The sequence below is a fragment of the Anaerostipes sp. CAG:276 genome (genome assembly GCF_000432215.1).
GTDB classification, from domain to species: domain Bacteria; phylum Bacillota; class Clostridia; order Lachnospirales; family Lachnospiraceae; genus Anaerostipes; species Anaerostipes caccae.
This window is the reverse complement of the sequence record NZ_FR889166.1, coordinates 36,681-53,842: the sequence shown is the minus strand read 5'-3', so window position 1 is coordinate 53,842 and position 17,162 is coordinate 36,681. Positions and strand designations below refer to the sequence as shown.

Sequence of the window (17,162 nt, the reverse complement as noted above, 5' to 3'; positions counted from 1 at the left end):
AAAGTCAAATCTCAAATGCTTCGCGTTGTTGCTGGAACCGGCCTGTTCCACATGGCTTCCCAGCACGGTGCGCAGCGCCTTCTGCAGAAGATGGGTAGCACTGTGGTTCTTCTCTGTCTGACGTCGATTTCTCTCATTGACATTTAAGAGAACCTTTTCGCCGACACTTAAATTTCCTTCATTTACATATCCGACATGTCCAAACTTTCCACCGGAAAGCTTGATCACATCTTCCACGGCAAAAGAAGAATTTTCACTCAGGATCACGCCCTGATCCGCTTCCTGTCCTCCGCTTGTGGCATAAAACGGCGTCCTGGAACAGATGATCGTTCCCCTCTGGCCTTCAACTAAAGAGTCGGTCAGATTTTTATCGGTGGTCATGGCAATGATCTCTGACTCGCAGGTCAGTGTGTCATAGCCGACAAACTCAGAGGTCATGGCAGGGTCCAGCTGTTCATAGACCGTTGCGTCAGCTCCCATGTAGTTGGTCGTCTCCCGGGCCTCTCTCGCCTGCTTTCTCTGCTGTTCCATGGCTTTCTGGAATCCTGTTTCGTCCACGGAAATGCCCTTTTCCTCAAGAATCTCCTTTGTCAGATCCAGAGGGAACCCATAAGTATCATAGAGCTTAAAGGCATCCTTGCCTGCAAGCTCCTTCTTTCCTTCTCTGGACATGGCTTCTTCCATGTCCGCAAGAATCTGAAGCCCCTGGTCGATGGTCCTGTTGAACTGTTCTTCCTCTGTTGTAAGAACCTTGTAAATAAATTCTTCTTTTTCTTTCAGTTCCGGATATCCGTCTTTGGACTCTGCGATCACGGTCTTACTGAGTCCGGCCAAAAACAGCTCCTTCATGCCAAGCATCCTTCCGTGTCTTGCCGCACGGCGGATCAGACGGCGCAGCACATATCCGCGGCCTTCATTGGACGGCATGACACCGTCGGAAATCATAAAGGACGCAGACCGGATATGGTCTGTAATCACTCGGATAGAAATGTCATTCTTCTCATCAGCGCCATAAGTCACGCCTGCCAGTTCACAGATCCTGTCACGGATCGCTTTGATCGTATCCACATCGAAGATAGAATCCACTTCCTGGACTACGACAGCCAGACGCTCAAGCCCCATTCCAGTATCAATATTTTTATTGTCTAATTCTTCGTAATTGCCGTTTCCGTCATTTTCAAACTGTGTGAAGACATTGTTCCATACTTCCATGTAGCGGTCGCATTCACAGCCCACCGTACAATCAGGGCTTCCGCATCCGTACTTCTCTCCCCGGTCATAATAAATCTCTGAACACGGTCCGCATGGACCTGCACCGTGCTCCCAGAAGTTGTCCTCTTTTCCGAAACGGAAGATCCTCTCAGGAGCAATGCCGATTTCCTTCTCCCAGATCTCAAATGCCTCGTCGTCATCCAGATAGACAGAAGGATACAAACGTTCCGGATCAAGTCCCACAACCTCAGTCAAAAACTCCCATGACCAGCGGATTGCTTCCTTCTTAAAATAATCCCCGAAAGAAAAGTTTCCGAGCATCTCAAAAAATGTTCCGTGACGCGCTGTCTTTCCGACATTCTCGATATCTCCGGTACGGATACACTTCTGACAAGTCGCAACTCTGGTCTTCGGGGGCACTTCCTGGCCTGTAAAATATGGCTTTAACGGGGCCATACCTGCATTGATCAGCAAAAGACTCTTATCATTCTGAGGCACCAGAGAAAAACTCTTCATCACCAAATGATCCTTGCTCTCAAAAAAATCAAGGAACATTTTCCTTAATTCATTTACTCCATACGATTTCAAATCTCCATCCTCCTAAAAATTAATATGAAACTATTCTGCCCGGACAGATGCCTATGACGGCAGCTTCCTTTACAGCAAAGAAAAACCTTCTGCTGCATCAGAAGGCTTTCCATTCTATCTTACACATCTTATTCCTGATCCGGTTTCTGCTCATTCTTTGCTTTCTGCTGCGCTTTCTTCTGCATCTTGCCGACAGCCATCTTCTTTCCGAAAAAAACGCCTCCTACCGATACGGCAAGCAAAAAAATAAACTTGATCAGATATGTGACAAACTCTGATAAATATGCGTGCATGTCCTGCCTCCTTTATCAAACCACGGTTCTTTGGTTTGCTCATGTGGCAATTATATCAAATCGGACAGCGAATGACAATTATTTTCTTTCAATTAATTCCCTGGTCACCTCATCCCAGGTCATATCCCGCTCTGCCATCAGGACCATCAGATGGTACAGAAAATCAGAAATCTCGTACTTCATTTCCTCCACATCCGGATTTTTCGCCGCAATGACGATCTCCGTGGCTTCTTCCCCTACTTTTTTAAGGATCTTATCAATTCCCTTTTCAAATAAATAATTCGTATAGGAACCTTCCTTCGGATGCTTTTTGCGGTCCATAATCACATCGTAGACGGACTGGAACACTTCCATCGGGTTGTCATCTTTGTATTCCTTCTTCACAAGATCCGTAAAAAAGCAGGAATAGCTTCCTGTGTGGCAGGCATTTCCCACCTGCTCAACCTTAGCTAAAAGCGTGTCTTTGTCGCAGTCAATGGTCAGAGACTTTACATACTGGTAATGTCCCGAGGTATCTCCTTTGGTCCATAGTTCTTTTCTGCTGCGGCTGTAATAAGTCATGATCCCGGTCTCGATGGTCTTTTCAAACGCTTCCTTTGTCATATAAGCAACCATGAGCACTTCATTGGTCTTATAATCCTGAGTTACTACCGTTAGCATTCCATCACTGTTTAATTTAAATTCATCAAAACTCATGGAACTTTCAAAGGTGTTGACGCCGAATCCCGCAGTTCTGCAGTCGTGTTTCAGTTCCATGACTCCAAACGCTTCTCTGGATGCTACCGCCAAATCATCAGCACCTGCAAGTTCTAAGATCCGTACAGCTTCTTTCGGGTCAGAAATGCTCACCATCACCGGAAGTCCGGATACTTCTTTGATTTCTTTGATCAGGGATGCAAAAGTTTCATATCCTTTGTCTGCAAGCAAAAGCAGTTCTCCGGCTCCGAGCCTCGCCATTTCCTTCGCAAAGGATACGGGATCTTCCTGTCTTTCCAGATCCATGGACACAATAATCTGATCCTTTCCAAACCTGTCCCCGGCCCTTTTCACGATTTCCTTATCCACAAGGACCGTTTTCCCAAGGCAGACCTTATCCGCTCCGGCATATAAAATCTTTTTTACGTCTTCCAGGTCTTCAATGCCTCCTCCGGCATAAAGCGGGATGTCAATATCCTTTGCAATCTCTTTTACGGTCTCCGCAGTTATTTTCTCGTCATAATAGCCGACGGCATCCGCACCTGAATGATCATACGCTTTTGCCGCTTCTGCAGGCTTTCCCCCGTAAATGCAGGGAATAATTTTTATCTGTCGTTCCATCTATAATGCCCCTTTCGTAGAAAGCACGTCCGTAATGCGCGGGTCCATGCCGGTGGCCTCATCCAAAGCCTTTGCAAAAGCCTTAAAAGCTCCTTCCATCAGATGATGGTTGTTGGTGCCTGAGAGCTGTCTGATATGCAGATTCATGGCACTTGCGTAAGATACCGCATAGAAAAATTCCCGGACCATCTCCGTGTCAAATCCGCCGACCCTGTCCGCAGTAAAGCTGAGGTCTGTGTCAAAATAAGGCCTTCCTGACAAATCCAGGCCGCACAAAATCAGGGTCTCATCCATCGGGAGTACAAAGGAACCATACCTTTTTATGCCCTTTTTGTCTCCTGCTGCCTGTTTGATCGCTTCACCAAGTACGATCCCCGTGTCTTCAATGGTGTGATGGCTGTCCACATGCAGGTCGCCGTCCACCTTCACGTTCAGGTCAAAAAATCCATGCTTTGCAAAACTGATCAGCATGTGGTCGAAAAAACCGATTCCTGTGTCCACCTCAGAGGCTCCGCTGCCGTCCAGATCGATAAACAGTTTAATCTTCGTTTCACTTGTGTTCCGGATAATTTCCGCGCTGCGACTCATATTGCTTCCTTTCTCTATTCGTTTTCAAATCTCACTTTAATGGAATTGGCATGGGCTGTCAACTCTTCCTGTTCCGCAAATGTTTCAATGTCTCTGTGCACCGGTTCCAGAGCTTCCCTGGAATAATAGATCACACTGGATTTTTTGATAAAATCGTCCACACTTAACGGAGAGAAGAATCTGGCTGTTCCGTTGGTCGGGAGTACATGGTTCGGTCCTGCAAAATAGTCACCCAGCGGTTCACAGCTGTACTGTCCGATAAATATGGCTCCCGCATTCTCGATCCTTGTCATAACGTCAAAGGGATTCTCCGTCATGATCTCCAAATGCTCTGAGGCGATGGAATTTGCCACGTCCACTGCCTCTTTTAAATCTTTAGCGATCAGTATATATCCAAAAGAATCAAGAGATTTTTGCATGATTTCCGTTCGTGAAAGCTTTTTCAGGAATCCGTCAACTTCTTCAGAAACCTGTTTGGCCAGTGTCTCACTCGTCGTCACCAAGATGGCACTGGCCATCTCGTCATGCTCCGCCTGGGATAACAGGTCCGCGGCCACATACCGGGGATTGGCGCTGTCATCGGCCAGCACGAGAATCTCGCTCGGTCCCGCGATGGAGTCGATGCTCACATTGCCGTACACTGCTTTTTTCGCCAGCGCCACGTAAATATTTCCCGGTCCCACGATCTTATCCACCTTCGGAATTGTCTCTGTACCGAAAGCCAGAGCCGCTATCGCCTGGGCACCTCCCACTTTATATACTCTTTGCGCACCTGCCTCTTTCGCTGCCACCAAAGTGTTCGGATTCACTTTGCCGTCCCTGCCCGGAGGTGTCACCATGATAATTTCTTTTACCCCTGCCACATGGGCCGGTACAATATTCATGAGCACAGATGACGGATAGACCGCCTTCCCTCCCGGCACATACACTCCGCACCTGGCAAGCGGAGTCACCTTCTGTCCAAGCAAAATGCCGTTCTCTTGTGTGTCAAACCAGCTGTTCTGCTTCTGCTTTTGATGAAAGTCACGGATATTTACGATGGCCTTTTTTATGACATCAAGAAGCTTTGGTTCAACCTTTTCATAAGCTTCCTCAATTTCAGCTTCCGTCACCAGCACAGTATCTGCCGTAAGCTTTGTTCCGTCAAACTTCTCGGTGTACTCAAACACCGCCTCATCGCCTCTGGCTTTTACATCATTGACGATGGCATTGACCTGCTCTTCATAGCCCTCGTAGTGATTCGGGCTTCTCTTCAGCAGATCGTTTAAAATATCCGCGATGGAATCTTCATTTACTTTTACAATTCTCATGGCACTACCCCTGTTTCTTCTCGTCTAACAACTTCTTTAATGCAGTCACAATTTTACTGATCCGCTCCTGCTCCATTCTCTGGCTGACCTGGTTCACGACCATCCTTGCGGAAAGCGGGCAGATCTCTTCCAATACTTCCAGACCATTCTCTCTCAGCGTAGAACCTGTCTCCACGATATCCACGATAACCTCTGAGAGACCCACGATCGGCGCCAGCTCTACGGAACCGTTGAGCTTTACGATCTCCACGGTCTGGAGTTTTTTATTATAGAAATACTCTTTCGCGATATTCGGATATTTGGATGCCACCCGGATCAGCTGACTGCCGTTTAAATACTTTTTGGCTTCCTTTGGTCCGCACACGCACATCCTGCATTTGCCAAATCCCAGGTCCAGCACCTCATAAAGATTCCGTCCTTCTTCCAGGATCGTATCCTTTCCGACCACCCCGATGTCTGCCGCCCCGTACTCCACGTAAGTGGGCACGTCGCTGGCCTTGGAGAGGAAAAACTTCAGCTTCAGATCTTCGTTTACAAAAATCAGTTTTCTTGTCTTTTCATCTTTCATCTCTTCGCAGGTAACCCCTATCTGTTCCAGCAAAGATAATGTCTTCTTGGCAAGTCTACCCTTTGCCAATGCAAATGTTATATATCTCATCTCACTGCCCTTTCGTTAAATCCCTGACGCTATCCCCGGTTTCATAATATAAAACACATCCGATCGACTGATCCGAAGCCATTGCTATATAATCTTCCAGGTTTCTGTCCTTCTTTTCCAGTATGACTGCTTTTCCTTTTTTCCGATAGCCCGCAGCTGCGGGAATGGCGGCTTCCATAGCGGCCTCCTCATAGATGATCAGCATGTCTGTGGAATCGGCCTCCATTTCGATTTTCTGGCGCTCCATAGCCATCATCAGACTGTCCAGCACGATGGCAAATCCGATGGACGGAGCTTTCTTTCCAAACTGTTCGATCAGGTTGTCATAGCGGCCCCCTTTTAAAACCGCGTCTCCGGTTCCGTAAGTATAGGCTTTAAAAATAACCCCGGTGTAGTAATTGTGGCGGCTTAACATGCCCAGATCAAAGCTTATGTACTGCTCCAGCCCATATACCTGAAGCATCCGGTACACCTTTCTCAGCTTCCGGATGGCTCTCTTTGATGTCTCATTGGACACAAGGGCATCGGCCTTATCTAAGATGTCCACATCGCCGTTGAGCTCATTGAACTGGATAAAAACATCTTTTACAGCCTGGGGAATGTCAAGGCTTTCGACAAATTCGATCAGTCCGAAGAAATTTTTATTAATGATCAGCTCTCTTAACTGCTCTTTTACGTCTTCATCTTCTATGCACTCTACAAGTCCCTGGAAATACTCGACCTGGCCGATGGTCAGCCGGAAATCTTTCAGCCCTGCGTTCAGGCAGCAGTCCAGCGCCATGGCGATGATCTCTCCGTCTCCGTGACTGGAAGGATCATTGATGAGCTCTGCGCCCATCTGGCAGGTTTCCTTTAATTTCAGCTGATAGCTGGAATTATTCAAAAAGACATTTCCGGTATAGGCAAACCGCAGGTTCCGTTCCTCACTGTCATAATACTTTGCCACGCACCTCGCCACAGAAGGCGTGATGTCCGGCCTAAGGACCAGGGTATTTCCCTCCCGGTCAAAGAATTTGTACATCTCCTTGGAGGAAACGGTTCCTTTCTCACTGTTAAAGATATCGAAAAATTCAAAAGTTGGGGTAATGATATTCTCGTAACCGTAGAGGGCAAAGACATGATTTAATTTGTCCTTTAACCTGAGTCTTTTTTTACATTCCAATCCGTATATATCCCTTACTCCTTCCGGCGTATGGACCCTCTTCTGATTCATAATTCTTCTCCTTTTTACTTCAATACACTAAAGTGATAATTCGCTACCATGCTAAATACTTTAGTTATCATACCAGTCTGTCTTTTCGTTGTCAACCGTTTTACATATCTCTGTCTGTAAAATCTTCCTCCATATGGCTGCTTGCGCCGTACATATCCCGTCCCACAACCCGTTTGGCGATCCGTTCTTCCTCGATCCACCGGCTCAGGAGATCCTTTACCCTTCTGGAATCAGCAATATTTTTAAGCTCGATCACTGGATTTGAGGCATCCTTTGTGGTAAGGCGGATCGTTCCGGTGCCAAAGATTCGGTTTCCGAAAGTTCTCTCATAGGAGACATCCATAATTCTGTATAAAAGGCATTCTTCCTCATGTGTTGACAAAAGTCCGGTCTGCGTATATAATCTTTGATTCTCAACTCTGTATTTTGTAAAGGTAATCGGCCACCACAGCAGATGACTGCGGTCTGACCATGTTTTATTTTGTTCATCTATCATTGGCTCGGTCCTCCATATTCTGAAAATTACCTTTCCATTATACCTGTATTAACGGCAAAAAATCAACCAAAACAGGGCGCGGCGTGATATAATACGATTGACTAAAAAATGGAGGTGCAGCTATGGCATTTGACGGATTTGTCATTTCAAATATCGTAAACGAACTAAACGAAAAAATATTAAACGGAAGAATTTATAAAATTTATCAGCCCGAGGCCGATGAAATCACCCTTGTGATCAAACAGAACCGGGAAAATCTAAGGCTCCATCTTTCTGCCAGTCCGAGCCTGCCGATCGTCTATCTTTCGAACCAGGGCAAACAGAACCCGATACAGGCCCCCAACTTTTGTATGCTGCTTCGGAAGCATCTGGGCAGCGGGCGTATCATCTCCGTAGAACAGCCGGGCTATGAGAGAATCATTGAGATCACAGTGGAACATCTGGACGAATTGGGAGATGTCTGCCAAAAGAAACTGATCATCGAACTGATGGGCAAGCACAGCAATTTAATCTTCGTGGGACAGGATGGAATGATCCTCGACAGCATAAGACACGTGGGAGCCAACGTGAGCTCCAAGCGGGAGGTCCTGCCCGGCATGACTTACTCTATGCCTCCCACACAGCACAAAAAGGATATAGATTCTCTGACTCTGGAAGACTTTTTAACCGGAATCAAGCCAAAACCTGTACCGGTCACCAAGGCACTTTATTCATCCATCACGGGCATGAGCTCGTTTTTGGCAAATGAAATCTGCTACCGCGCCGGAGTCGACGGCAATCAGTCTACAGATGCCCTGACTCAGGACCAGTGCTCCGGTCTCTACTCCCAACTGAAAAAGCTGGCGGTTTCCGTTGAAAAGCACGAATATGTGCCCAATATCATTTATCAAAACGGGGAGCCGAAAGAATTTTCCTGTTTTCCGATGACGTCTTATAAGACGTCTTATGAAGTGAAAGTCTTTCCATCCATCAGCGATGTTCTGGTCATCTATTACTCTGAGAAGGAAAAATATACAAGAATGAAACAGAAGTCTGCCGACCTTAGAAAAATTGTCCAGACTTCCATCGAACGCACGAGCAAAAAATATGATCTGCAGAGAAAACAGCTGCTCGATACGGAGAAAAGAGATCAGTATAAGATATATGGAGAATTAATTCAGGCATATGGATACGGTCTTGAACCTGAATCCAAATCCCTCAAATGCCTGAACTATTACACCAATAAAGAAGTCACCATCCCCCTTGACCCTGTCAAGACTCCTCAGGAGAACGCACAGAAGTACTTTGCCAGATATAATAAGCTGAAACGGACCTATGAAGCCCTCTCCGAACTTACGGTTGAGACAAAAGATGACCTGATGCATCTGGAATCAATCGCGTCTTCCCTGAATCTTGCAGAGAACGAACAGGATCTTTCCTCCATCAAACAGGAACTCTCAGATTATGGATATTTGAAAAAGCGCGGTTCTAAGGGAACGAAAAAACCGGCAAAATCAAAACCTCTTCACTTTGTATCCTCTGATGGATTTCATATGTATGTAGGCAAAAATAATTATCAGAACGATGAACTGACATTTAAATTTGCCAACGGCGGCGACTGGTGGTTTCACGCAAAAAATATGCCTGGCTCTCATGTCATCGTAAAAAAAGAGCAGGCGGACACTCTGCCGGATGCTACTTTTGAAGAGGCCGGGCGGCTTGCCGCTTTTTATTCCAGCGGCCGTCAGGCACCAAAAGTAGAAGTCGACTATATACAGAGAAAGGAATTGAAAAAACCGCCGAAAGCAAAGCCTGGATTTGTCATTTACCATACGAATTATTCTATGATGTGCGTCCCGGATATCTCAGGCATCAAAGAACAGTAACCGAAAAAGCATTCTGGCGGTTTTCCTCTTGGTTTAAGAGGCGTTCATGTGATATTCGAGCCTGAGTTTATCTGCGATCAGCGCTATAAATTCAGAATTCGTCGGCTTCCCTTTGCCGGCACTGATCGTATATCCGAACATCTCTTCCAGCAGTTCGATCTTTCCTCTGCTCCATGCCACTTCTATGGCGTGGCGGATCGCTCTTTCCACACTGCTGGAAGTTGTTTTATATTTTTGTGCAATTGTTGGGTATAGCAGCTTTGTTATGTAATTCATCATGTTGACATCATGAATCGCCATGATGATGCCTTCCCTAATGTACTGATATCCTTTGATATGAGCAGGAATTCCCAGATCTCTGATGATCTTTGTCACATCTTTCTGGATATCATATTCTGTAAACGTTTTTTTGACCGGCTCGCTTTTCACCTCAAATGTCTTTTGGAAGTTATTATTTACTCTTTTCATTCTCATCATCTGATTAATTCTGTCCATTAAGACATTCGTATGAAACGGCTTCATCATACAGTAGTCGACACCCATAAGGCTGATACACTCGATCAGTCTCTGATTGCCGATGGAGGTAATTGCAATAAAAGAAGGTATCTTGTCGTCGTCCATCGTCCCGTTGCACTGTTCGATTACACCCAGTCCGTCTAAGACCGGAAGTACAATATCGATCACTACCACATCGGGCTCATGTTCCTTAATCAGCTTTACTGCGGAAGCACCGTCATAAGCCACTCCCACTACCTGCATTTCATTCTCCATTTCTCTGCAAAGTTCTTTAGCCTCATTTTGACTGCTGACGGCGATCAAAATTTTCCGTTTATCATACATTATGTATACCCCTCCATCCAAATCTAACCATTCTAAGAGAGAAATATATCAAGCATATTCCCCTTTGTCAATCGCATAATCAAACAATATTTACTATCTTCCATCATTTTCAGACATTTTTTGCGACACGATTCGATCTCCGTATTCAAGTCTGATTTTATCTGCAATCAGTGCAATAAATTCTGAATTTGTCGGTTTCCCTTTCCCTGCATGGACCGTATATCCGAACAGCGCATCAATCGTATCCATTTTCCCGCGTCCCCAGGCTACCTCGATGGCATGGCGGATCGCCCGTTCCACTCTACTAGATGTAGTACCAAACTGTTTGGCAATTGTTGGATATAGTTGTTTCGTGATGGAGTTCAGAATATCCATGTCGTAGATGGCCAGCATGATGGAATCTCTCAAATATTGATAACCCTTAATGTGAGCCGGCACACCTATTTCATGGATAATGTTTGTGATAATGATCTCCAGCTGGTTCTTATTCAGACCTTCCTGCTCCTTTAATGCGACAAAAGGCTTCTGTACTTTTTTGTCTAATTTTGCTTGTTTTATTTTTCGGATTACCATTTCCGAATCAAATGGTTTTAGGATAAAATAAGATGCACCCAGCTCCATCGCTTCTTCGGCAACACTTTCCTGACCCATGGCAGTCACCATAATCACCGTCGGCTGTTTTTCAAGTCTCTCATCACGAAGCTTTTCCAAAACCCCGATTCCGTCAAGCTTCGGCATGATAATATCCAAAAGAACAACGTCCGGCTTTTTCTCTTTGATAATCTCCACGGCTGCTTCCCCGTTGCCGGCACTTCCGATGACCTCGATCTCCTGATCTAAGTTTAAAAGCTGAGTCATCATACTGACCATTTTCTGATTATCATCCGCGATTGCCACATTAATTTTGCTCATGTTAAGTCCTCCGATTCTGTTTTTATTTACAATATAATTATATATTTTTGCAAACTTTACAAACACCCCTTATCCTTCGCAAGTTTTTTGTAAATAACAGCAAAATCATCTTATTTAGAGGAATTCAGCATGTTTTCAATGAAGGTTGCGTACCCTTTTGTCGAATCATCCACAAACACATGGGTCACTGCACCTATAATGTGGTTATTCTGAATGATAGGAGTCCCGCTCATTCCCTGAACGATACCATTCGTCAGCTTTAAAAGTTTTGGATCTGTAATCTCAATCTCCATCCCTTTCAGCACATCATGGTTGGATTGATCCACACTTTTGATTTCAATGTCATAAGTCTCTCTCCTGCCGCTGATGCAGCTTATGATCTGCGCTTTGCCTTTCTTCACCGACTGTTTATAGCCGATTCGGTAAGCCTTGTCTTTCTTATCCGACTGAGTCGTACCGTAAATGCCGTATTTGGTATTCTTGCGGATGGTTCCCAGAAGATTTGCCTCCTTGTAAAAAATGCTTCCTACAATCTCTCCCGGAGATCCTGATTTCCCCTTCTGGATCGTGTCAATCTGCGGAGTCAGCAGGTATCCGCCCTTGATGTCCATCAGCTTTCCGGTATCCATATCACAGATACCATGTCCTAAGCCTCCGAATTCGGTTCCGGCCACATAAGTCATAGTTCCGATGCCCTGTGTATTATCTCTGACCCAGGCGCCGATCTTGTACTGGCTGTCTGTGACAGACTGCACAGGCTTAACTTTGATCTTTGTTTTTTTATGGTTCCGGATCACTTCCAGGGTAACTTCCTTTCCATTGCATTCGTTGATCTTTTTCATAAAATCAACCTTTGTTTCAACCTTTGAACCGTTCACTGACAGAATATAGTCACCCTGATACAGTTTATTGGAGCTTGGGGAATGGTTTCCTCCGTCCACTCCGGTGATCATATCTGTTTCCAGCACAAGGATCCCATTGGTTTCTACATAAATGCCGACAATCTTTCCGCTTGGCACCAATGTTTTCTGTTTGACGACATTCACCTTAATGTCTTTTAAAGGTATGGCGCCGAACAGCTTTGCTTTGATCTCATCCTGCCCCACCGAATCTTTGGTCAGCACGAACGGCTGGTTCAGTTTGATCTTCTGATCCTTGACCATTCCCACGGCCGGAACGTCGTATTTGAGACAGGCTTTCTCTCCCATCGTCAGTTCGATGGCGTTGGGCAGTACATTTCTGCAGTATTTGAAATAAACGGCGCAGATTCCAACGATGTTTATGACAAACAGAGCAATGAGAATTTTGCGGTAATAGTATTTTCTCATGGTTTCCTCCTAAACAGATTAAATCAAAAATGATTTAAAAAAGGACGTATCCTGTTATGTGATACATCCTTTTTATTATGTCTGAAACCATGGAAAAACACTCAGTATAATTTTGCGTCATTTGCTAAACTTTTCATTTCTTCTGAATTTTTTAAAACGGCCTCCGTAATGTCGTCTCCGTTGATCATGCGGCTTAATTCCCTGAGAGAATCCGCCTCTGTAAGTTTTTGTATGGTCGTTGTCGTCTTCTTCCTGTCTGCACGTTTTTCAATATAGTAGTGTGAATCCGCCATGGCCGCAATCTGAGGAAGATGTGTGATCGCCAGTACCTGATGGTCTTTTGCGATGACAGCCATTTTTCTGGCCACTTTGTTGGCCGTCTCCCCGCTGATTCCCGTGTCAATTTCGTCAAAAATCAACGTTCCCACACGGTCCACATCCGCAAGGACAGATTTCACTGCAAGCATGATCCTTGAAAGTTCTCCTCCAGATGCCACATCCGCGATAGGTCTCACCGGAAGTCCGGGATTCGTGGAGATCATAAAGGATACCTTGTCAGTCCCGTCGGCATGAACTCCTTCTGCCGCCGATACCTGAATCTGAAAGCAGACAGAGAGAAAATTAAGCTCTGAGAGCGCCTTAAAAATCTGCTGCTCCAATATTTTTGCGGCTTTTTTCCGCTCTTTTGAAAGCTTTTCGGCCGCCTGATAAAATGTCTTTTCAGCTTTGGATATATTTTCCATGAGACACTTTTTTTCTTCCTCATAGTGTTCATAGATTAAAAGCTTTTCCTCGGCCTGCTGCCTGTAGTTTAAGACATCCTCAATGGTTCTTCCATACTTTTCTTTCAGTCCGTTTATGAGATTTAATCTGTCTTCTGTTTCGGAAAACTCCTGAGGATCAAATTCCATCAACGACATATAATCTGAAATCTGCTGATTAAATCCATTGATAATATCTTCTGCCTGAAGCAGCTGCTCATAGGAATCTGTCAGCCCGGAATCCAGGTTCACAATCCCCTGAATCTCTTTTAAGGCGCTTGAAAGCAGAGTTCCCACGGAAACCTCAGATTCGTTTCCGGTACATTCATAAGCCTTTTTCACGCCTTCCATAATCTCCTGGCTGTGCATCATTTTTTGATATGTTTCTTCCAGAAGTTCATCTTCATTTTTTACGGGATGTGCATCCTCTATTTCCTGAATCTCGTGTTTTAAAAAACTCATCTCCCGGAGTCTCTGGGCTTCATCTGTCTCAAAGTCGCCTCTGCGGTTCAGAAGTTTCTGAAGTGCCTCAAATGCTTCCTTTGTGTCTTTCTTATATTGTTTCCCATTTTGGCTTAAAAAATGGTCTAAAATTGATTTGTGATTTTTTTCATTTAAAAGTGACTGGTGTTCCTGCTGTCCATGAAGGTTCATGAGCCTTTCTGAGACCTCCTGAAGGGTCTTTAACGTCACCGTACAGTCATTGATGCGGTTTACATTCCGCTTCTCCGATATCACCCTCCTGACAAGGATCATGCCGTCTTCTGCGGGAAGATCCCTTTGTTTCAGATCATTTAAAATTTCTTCATCTTCCGTGTAAAACAAGAGCTCGATCAGCGCCTCACTGCTCCCCGGCCTGATCATATCCCTGGAAACCTTCTTTCCAAGGGCACTTTCAATAGAGCCGATGATGATTGACTTTCCCGCCCCCGTCTCACCGGTCAGTATGTTTAAGTGCTCATCAAAATGAATCTCGATCTCGTCAATCAAAGCTAGATTTTTTACATGCAGACTCTGTAACATAGTTCACCTACTTATCACTTGTGCTCTCCATCATCAGACGGATCTCCCTGATGACATCACTGCCGTTTTCCTGTTCTCTTACGGCACAAAAAATCGTGTCGTCTCCGGCGATGGACCCCATGAGTCCGGGAAGATCCAGATCATCCAGCGCCGCGGCGCAGGCCATCGCCATACCTGATGCTGTCTTAATGACCAGCAGATTGCCGGATGTCTCCATGGAAACAATGGCATCATTTAAAATTCTCTGATAGGACTTTGCCACCTCTTTTTCCCTGGCACTTAAAAGCCCGTATGCCTGCCTTCCGTCCGGCAGAGGAATCTTCGTAAGCTCCAGTTCCCTGATGTCCCTGGAAACCGTCGCCTGGGTCGTGCTGAATCCCTGGTCATTCAGCAGGCTGGTCAATTCTTCCTGTGTCTCGACCGGCTGCTTTGTGATGAGTTCGATGATCGCCTGCTGTCTCTTTTTTTTCATGCTTTTCCACCAACTTTCACCCGAAGCGTATGATAAAAACTATTTTCCTGAACCTTGACAACCTTCGCAACTTTCCGGGATTTATGAATCTTTATGATATCTCCCGGATTCAGCCGCTCTGCCACCTGGCCGTCGAAGGTTACAAGTGCTTCCTCAAGCTGTGTTTTTCTGACCTTCTGGATATGGATCTCAATGGTATCCCACTCGCCAAGGACAATGCTCTTTGCCTGGAGAGAATGGGGACAGACCGGTGTGATCAGAATAACATTTGCCTCCGGATTTACAATCGGGCCTCCTGCGGAGAGATTATAGCCCGTGGACCCGGTAGGCGTTGAGATTATGACTCCGTCTGCCGCATACACATCTAAAAGTTCTCCGTTGACAATGATCTTAAATGAAATGATCCGTGAAAAACCGCTTCTCGTGATAACGATGTCGTTGAGAGCAGACAGTCTGTAACATGATATGTCGCGGTGGAAAATACATCCCTCCAGCATCATCCGCTCCTCGATATGAAAACGGTCATTGAGAAGATCATCAATCCCCTCCGACAGATGAGACATTTCAATTTCCGTTAAAAATCCCAGGGTGCCCAGATTCACTCCCACCACCGGGAGATCATGAGGTGCTATGAGGCGGGATGCATGCAGCATGGTTCCGTCTCCGCCGAGTACAATGACACATTCCACTTCCCCGGGAATATTGGAATAGGACTGGGTATCTTCCGTAAAATCTTTTCTCAAAAAAGCGGCTCCGCCTTTTGATTCAATATACTCCCTTATCTTGTTGGAAGTGGAAAATCCCGGGTCTTTCTCTTCATTGGTCATAATCAAAAAATTCTTCATTGTCTTCCTTCTTCTGCTATTTTATCTTCTCCAGATCACCGTGAGATGCCGCTACCACTTTCGGTATCTCTTCTCTCAGGTTGTTCTCGTGCTGCTTTTCTTCAGTCTTCTTCATATGAAGGAGATATTCGATGTTTCCCTCCGGACCTTTGATCGGAGAGTAATCAAGATGTAACAATTCAAATCCATTGCTGCTTGCAAAATCCGTGATTTTTTCTATGACTTCCCCGTGAACGGACGGATCTCTCACAACGCCTTTTTTCCCGACCTTTTCTCTGCCTGCTTCAAACTGCGGTTTGATCAGGGCGGTTACCTCCCCGCCTTTTTCCAAAATTCCATAGACGGCCGGAAGAATTTTGGTCAGAGAGATAAAAGACACGTCGATGGAAACAAAACCCGCTGGCTCCTCTATGTCTTCCGGTGTCACGTAGCGCATATTTGTTCTCTCCATGCACACGACCCTCTCATCATTCCTCAGGCCCCAGTCCAGCTGTCCATGCCCCACGTCAACAGAATATACCTTTTTGGCACCGTTTAAGAGCATGCAGTGGGTAAAACCTCCAGTGGACGCTCCAACATCCATGCATACCCTGTCCGTAAGCTGAATATTGAACTGTTTCATTGCCTTTTCGAGCTTCAGCCCTCCCCGGCTGACATACTTTAAGGTCTTTCCTTTTATTTCGATGGGAAGTTCTTCTTTGACCATAGTACCGGCCTTGTCTTCCCTCTGTCCGTCTACAAAAACCACACCTGACATGATGATCGCCTTCGCCTTTTCCCTGGATGCCGCCAGCCCCTTTTTCACCAGCAGGACATCTAATCGTTCTTTCATCCTTTATCTCCAATCCAAGCTTTGATTTTTTCTGTCATCGAATCACTGTCGATGCCAAGCATCTTCCTCAGCTGTTTAACAGAACCGTGTTCCACAAACCGGTCGTCAATTCCGATATTCCGGACCCTGCCCTTATAATCATGATTTGCCAGAATCTGTGTTACCTGCTGTCCGAATCCGCCGTTTAACACGCCCTCTTCCATCGTAACGATCAGGCGGTGGTTTTTCATAAGAGAACAGATCAGTTCTTCATCCAGAGGCTTCACAAATCTAGGATTCACGAGTGTCGGTTTATATCCTTCCTTTACGAGATTTTCACAGACAGCCGCCCCTTCTTCCATCAGATTGCCAAGGGGGAGGAGCGCGATCTCACTGCCTTGTCTGAGAATACTGCCTTTTCCCCTCAAAATCGGCGTAAATTCGTCTTCAAACAGTGTGGAAGCAGTTCCTCTTGCATATTTTACCGCCATGGGCCCTTCTCCTTTTGTGAGGGCATAGGTCACCATTTCTTTTAACTCTCTGCCGTTGACCGGTGCCATGACCGTGACATTGGGTATCGACGACAGATAGGACACATCAAAAATACCCTGATGTGTCTCTCCGTCGGCT

General features: G+C 45.6%; 17 protein-coding genes. 1 reads left to right on the top strand and 16 read right to left on the bottom strand.

The window, feature by feature from the left end:
• From alaS to QVP35_RS00675, 8 genes are all read right to left on the bottom strand, one after another.
• Positions 1-1,800 (bottom strand): alanine--tRNA ligase (gene alaS, locus QVP35_RS00710; protein WP_288187703.1); only part of this gene is annotated, 1,800 nt, incomplete at its 3' end.
• A gap of 128 nt (positions 1,801-1,928) precedes the next feature.
• Positions 1,929-2,093, bottom strand: a complete 165-nt coding sequence (locus QVP35_RS00705) for a hypothetical protein (RefSeq protein ID WP_009289798.1) — start codon at positions 2,091-2,093, stop codon at positions 1,929-1,931.
• 78 nt (positions 2,094-2,171) lie between these two features.
• Positions 2,172-3,410 (bottom strand): bifunctional phosphoribosyl-AMP cyclohydrolase/phosphoribosyl-ATP diphosphatase HisIE, encoded by a 1,239-nt coding sequence (hisIE, locus tag QVP35_RS00700; RefSeq protein ID WP_009289799.1) that lies wholly within the window; start codon positions 3,408-3,410, stop codon positions 2,172-2,174.
• A complete protein-coding gene (gene hisB / locus QVP35_RS00695) occupies positions 3,411-3,998 on the bottom strand; it encodes an imidazoleglycerol-phosphate dehydratase HisB (RefSeq protein ID WP_009289800.1) in 588 nt (195 codons plus the stop codon). It lies immediately after the preceding gene.
• A gap of 14 nt (positions 3,999-4,012) precedes the next feature.
• Positions 4,013-5,308, bottom strand: a complete 1,296-nt coding sequence (gene hisD / locus QVP35_RS00690) for a histidinol dehydrogenase (RefSeq protein WP_009289801.1) — start codon at positions 5,306-5,308, stop codon at positions 4,013-4,015.
• 4 nt (positions 5,309-5,312) lie between these two features.
• Entirely contained in the window at positions 5,313-5,966 is a 654-nt protein-coding gene (gene hisG, locus QVP35_RS00685; RefSeq protein WP_009289802.1) for an ATP phosphoribosyltransferase, read from the bottom strand.
• A 1-nt stretch (position 5,967) separates the two neighbouring features.
• Complete coding sequence (gene hisZ / locus QVP35_RS00680; RefSeq protein WP_009289803.1) at positions 5,968-7,179, bottom strand: ATP phosphoribosyltransferase regulatory subunit; 1,212 nt, start codon at positions 7,177-7,179, stop codon at positions 5,968-5,970.
• Positions 7,180-7,279: 100 nt separating this feature from the next.
• Positions 7,280-7,675, bottom strand: a complete 396-nt coding sequence (locus QVP35_RS00675; protein ID WP_006567184.1) for a PH domain-containing protein — start codon at positions 7,673-7,675, stop codon at positions 7,280-7,282.
• Between the two features lie 122 nt (positions 7,676-7,797).
• Between QVP35_RS00675 and QVP35_RS00670 the strand changes: the two genes are divergently transcribed.
• Complete coding sequence (locus QVP35_RS00670; protein WP_009289804.1) at positions 7,798-9,540, top strand: Rqc2 family fibronectin-binding protein; 1,743 nt, start codon at positions 7,798-7,800, stop codon at positions 9,538-9,540.
• A 33-nt stretch (positions 9,541-9,573) separates the two neighbouring features.
• Here QVP35_RS00670 and spo0A (QVP35_RS00665) read toward each other — a convergent pair whose 3' ends face one another.
• From spo0A (QVP35_RS00665) to QVP35_RS00630, 8 genes are all read right to left on the bottom strand, one after another.
• On the bottom strand, positions 9,574-10,380 hold the full coding sequence (spo0A, locus tag QVP35_RS00665) for a sporulation transcription factor Spo0A (RefSeq protein ID WP_006567186.1): 807 nt from the start codon (positions 10,378-10,380) through the stop codon (positions 9,574-9,576).
• A 93-nt stretch (positions 10,381-10,473) separates the two neighbouring features.
• Positions 10,474-11,292, bottom strand: a complete 819-nt coding sequence (gene spo0A / locus QVP35_RS00660) for a sporulation transcription factor Spo0A (RefSeq protein WP_022260673.1) — start codon at positions 11,290-11,292, stop codon at positions 10,474-10,476.
• Positions 11,293-11,402: 110 nt separating this feature from the next.
• Entirely contained in the window at positions 11,403-12,620 is a 1,218-nt protein-coding gene (gene spoIVB / locus QVP35_RS00655) for a SpoIVB peptidase (protein ID WP_006567188.1), read from the bottom strand.
• 101 nt (positions 12,621-12,721) lie between these two features.
• Complete coding sequence (recN, locus tag QVP35_RS00650; protein ID WP_022260672.1) at positions 12,722-14,404, bottom strand: DNA repair protein RecN; 1,683 nt, start codon at positions 14,402-14,404, stop codon at positions 12,722-12,724.
• A gap of 7 nt (positions 14,405-14,411) precedes the next feature.
• Positions 14,412-14,876 (bottom strand): arginine repressor, encoded by a 465-nt coding sequence (gene argR / locus QVP35_RS00645; protein ID WP_006567190.1) that lies wholly within the window; start codon positions 14,874-14,876, stop codon positions 14,412-14,414.
• Entirely contained in the window at positions 14,873-15,721 is an 849-nt protein-coding gene (locus QVP35_RS00640; protein WP_006567191.1) for an NAD(+)/NADH kinase, read from the bottom strand. Before QVP35_RS00640 ends, argR begins: the two co-directional genes overlap by 4 nt.
• A gap of 16 nt (positions 15,722-15,737) precedes the next feature.
• Positions 15,738-16,553: a TlyA family RNA methyltransferase gene (locus tag QVP35_RS00635; protein WP_009289810.1), complete on the bottom strand. Its 816-nt coding sequence runs from the start codon at positions 16,551-16,553 to the stop codon at positions 15,738-15,740.
• On the bottom strand, positions 16,550-17,162 hold a 613-nt coding region (locus QVP35_RS00630), incomplete at its 5' end, for a transketolase C-terminal domain-containing protein (protein ID WP_288187701.1). The genes QVP35_RS00635 and QVP35_RS00630, both read right to left, overlap by 4 nt.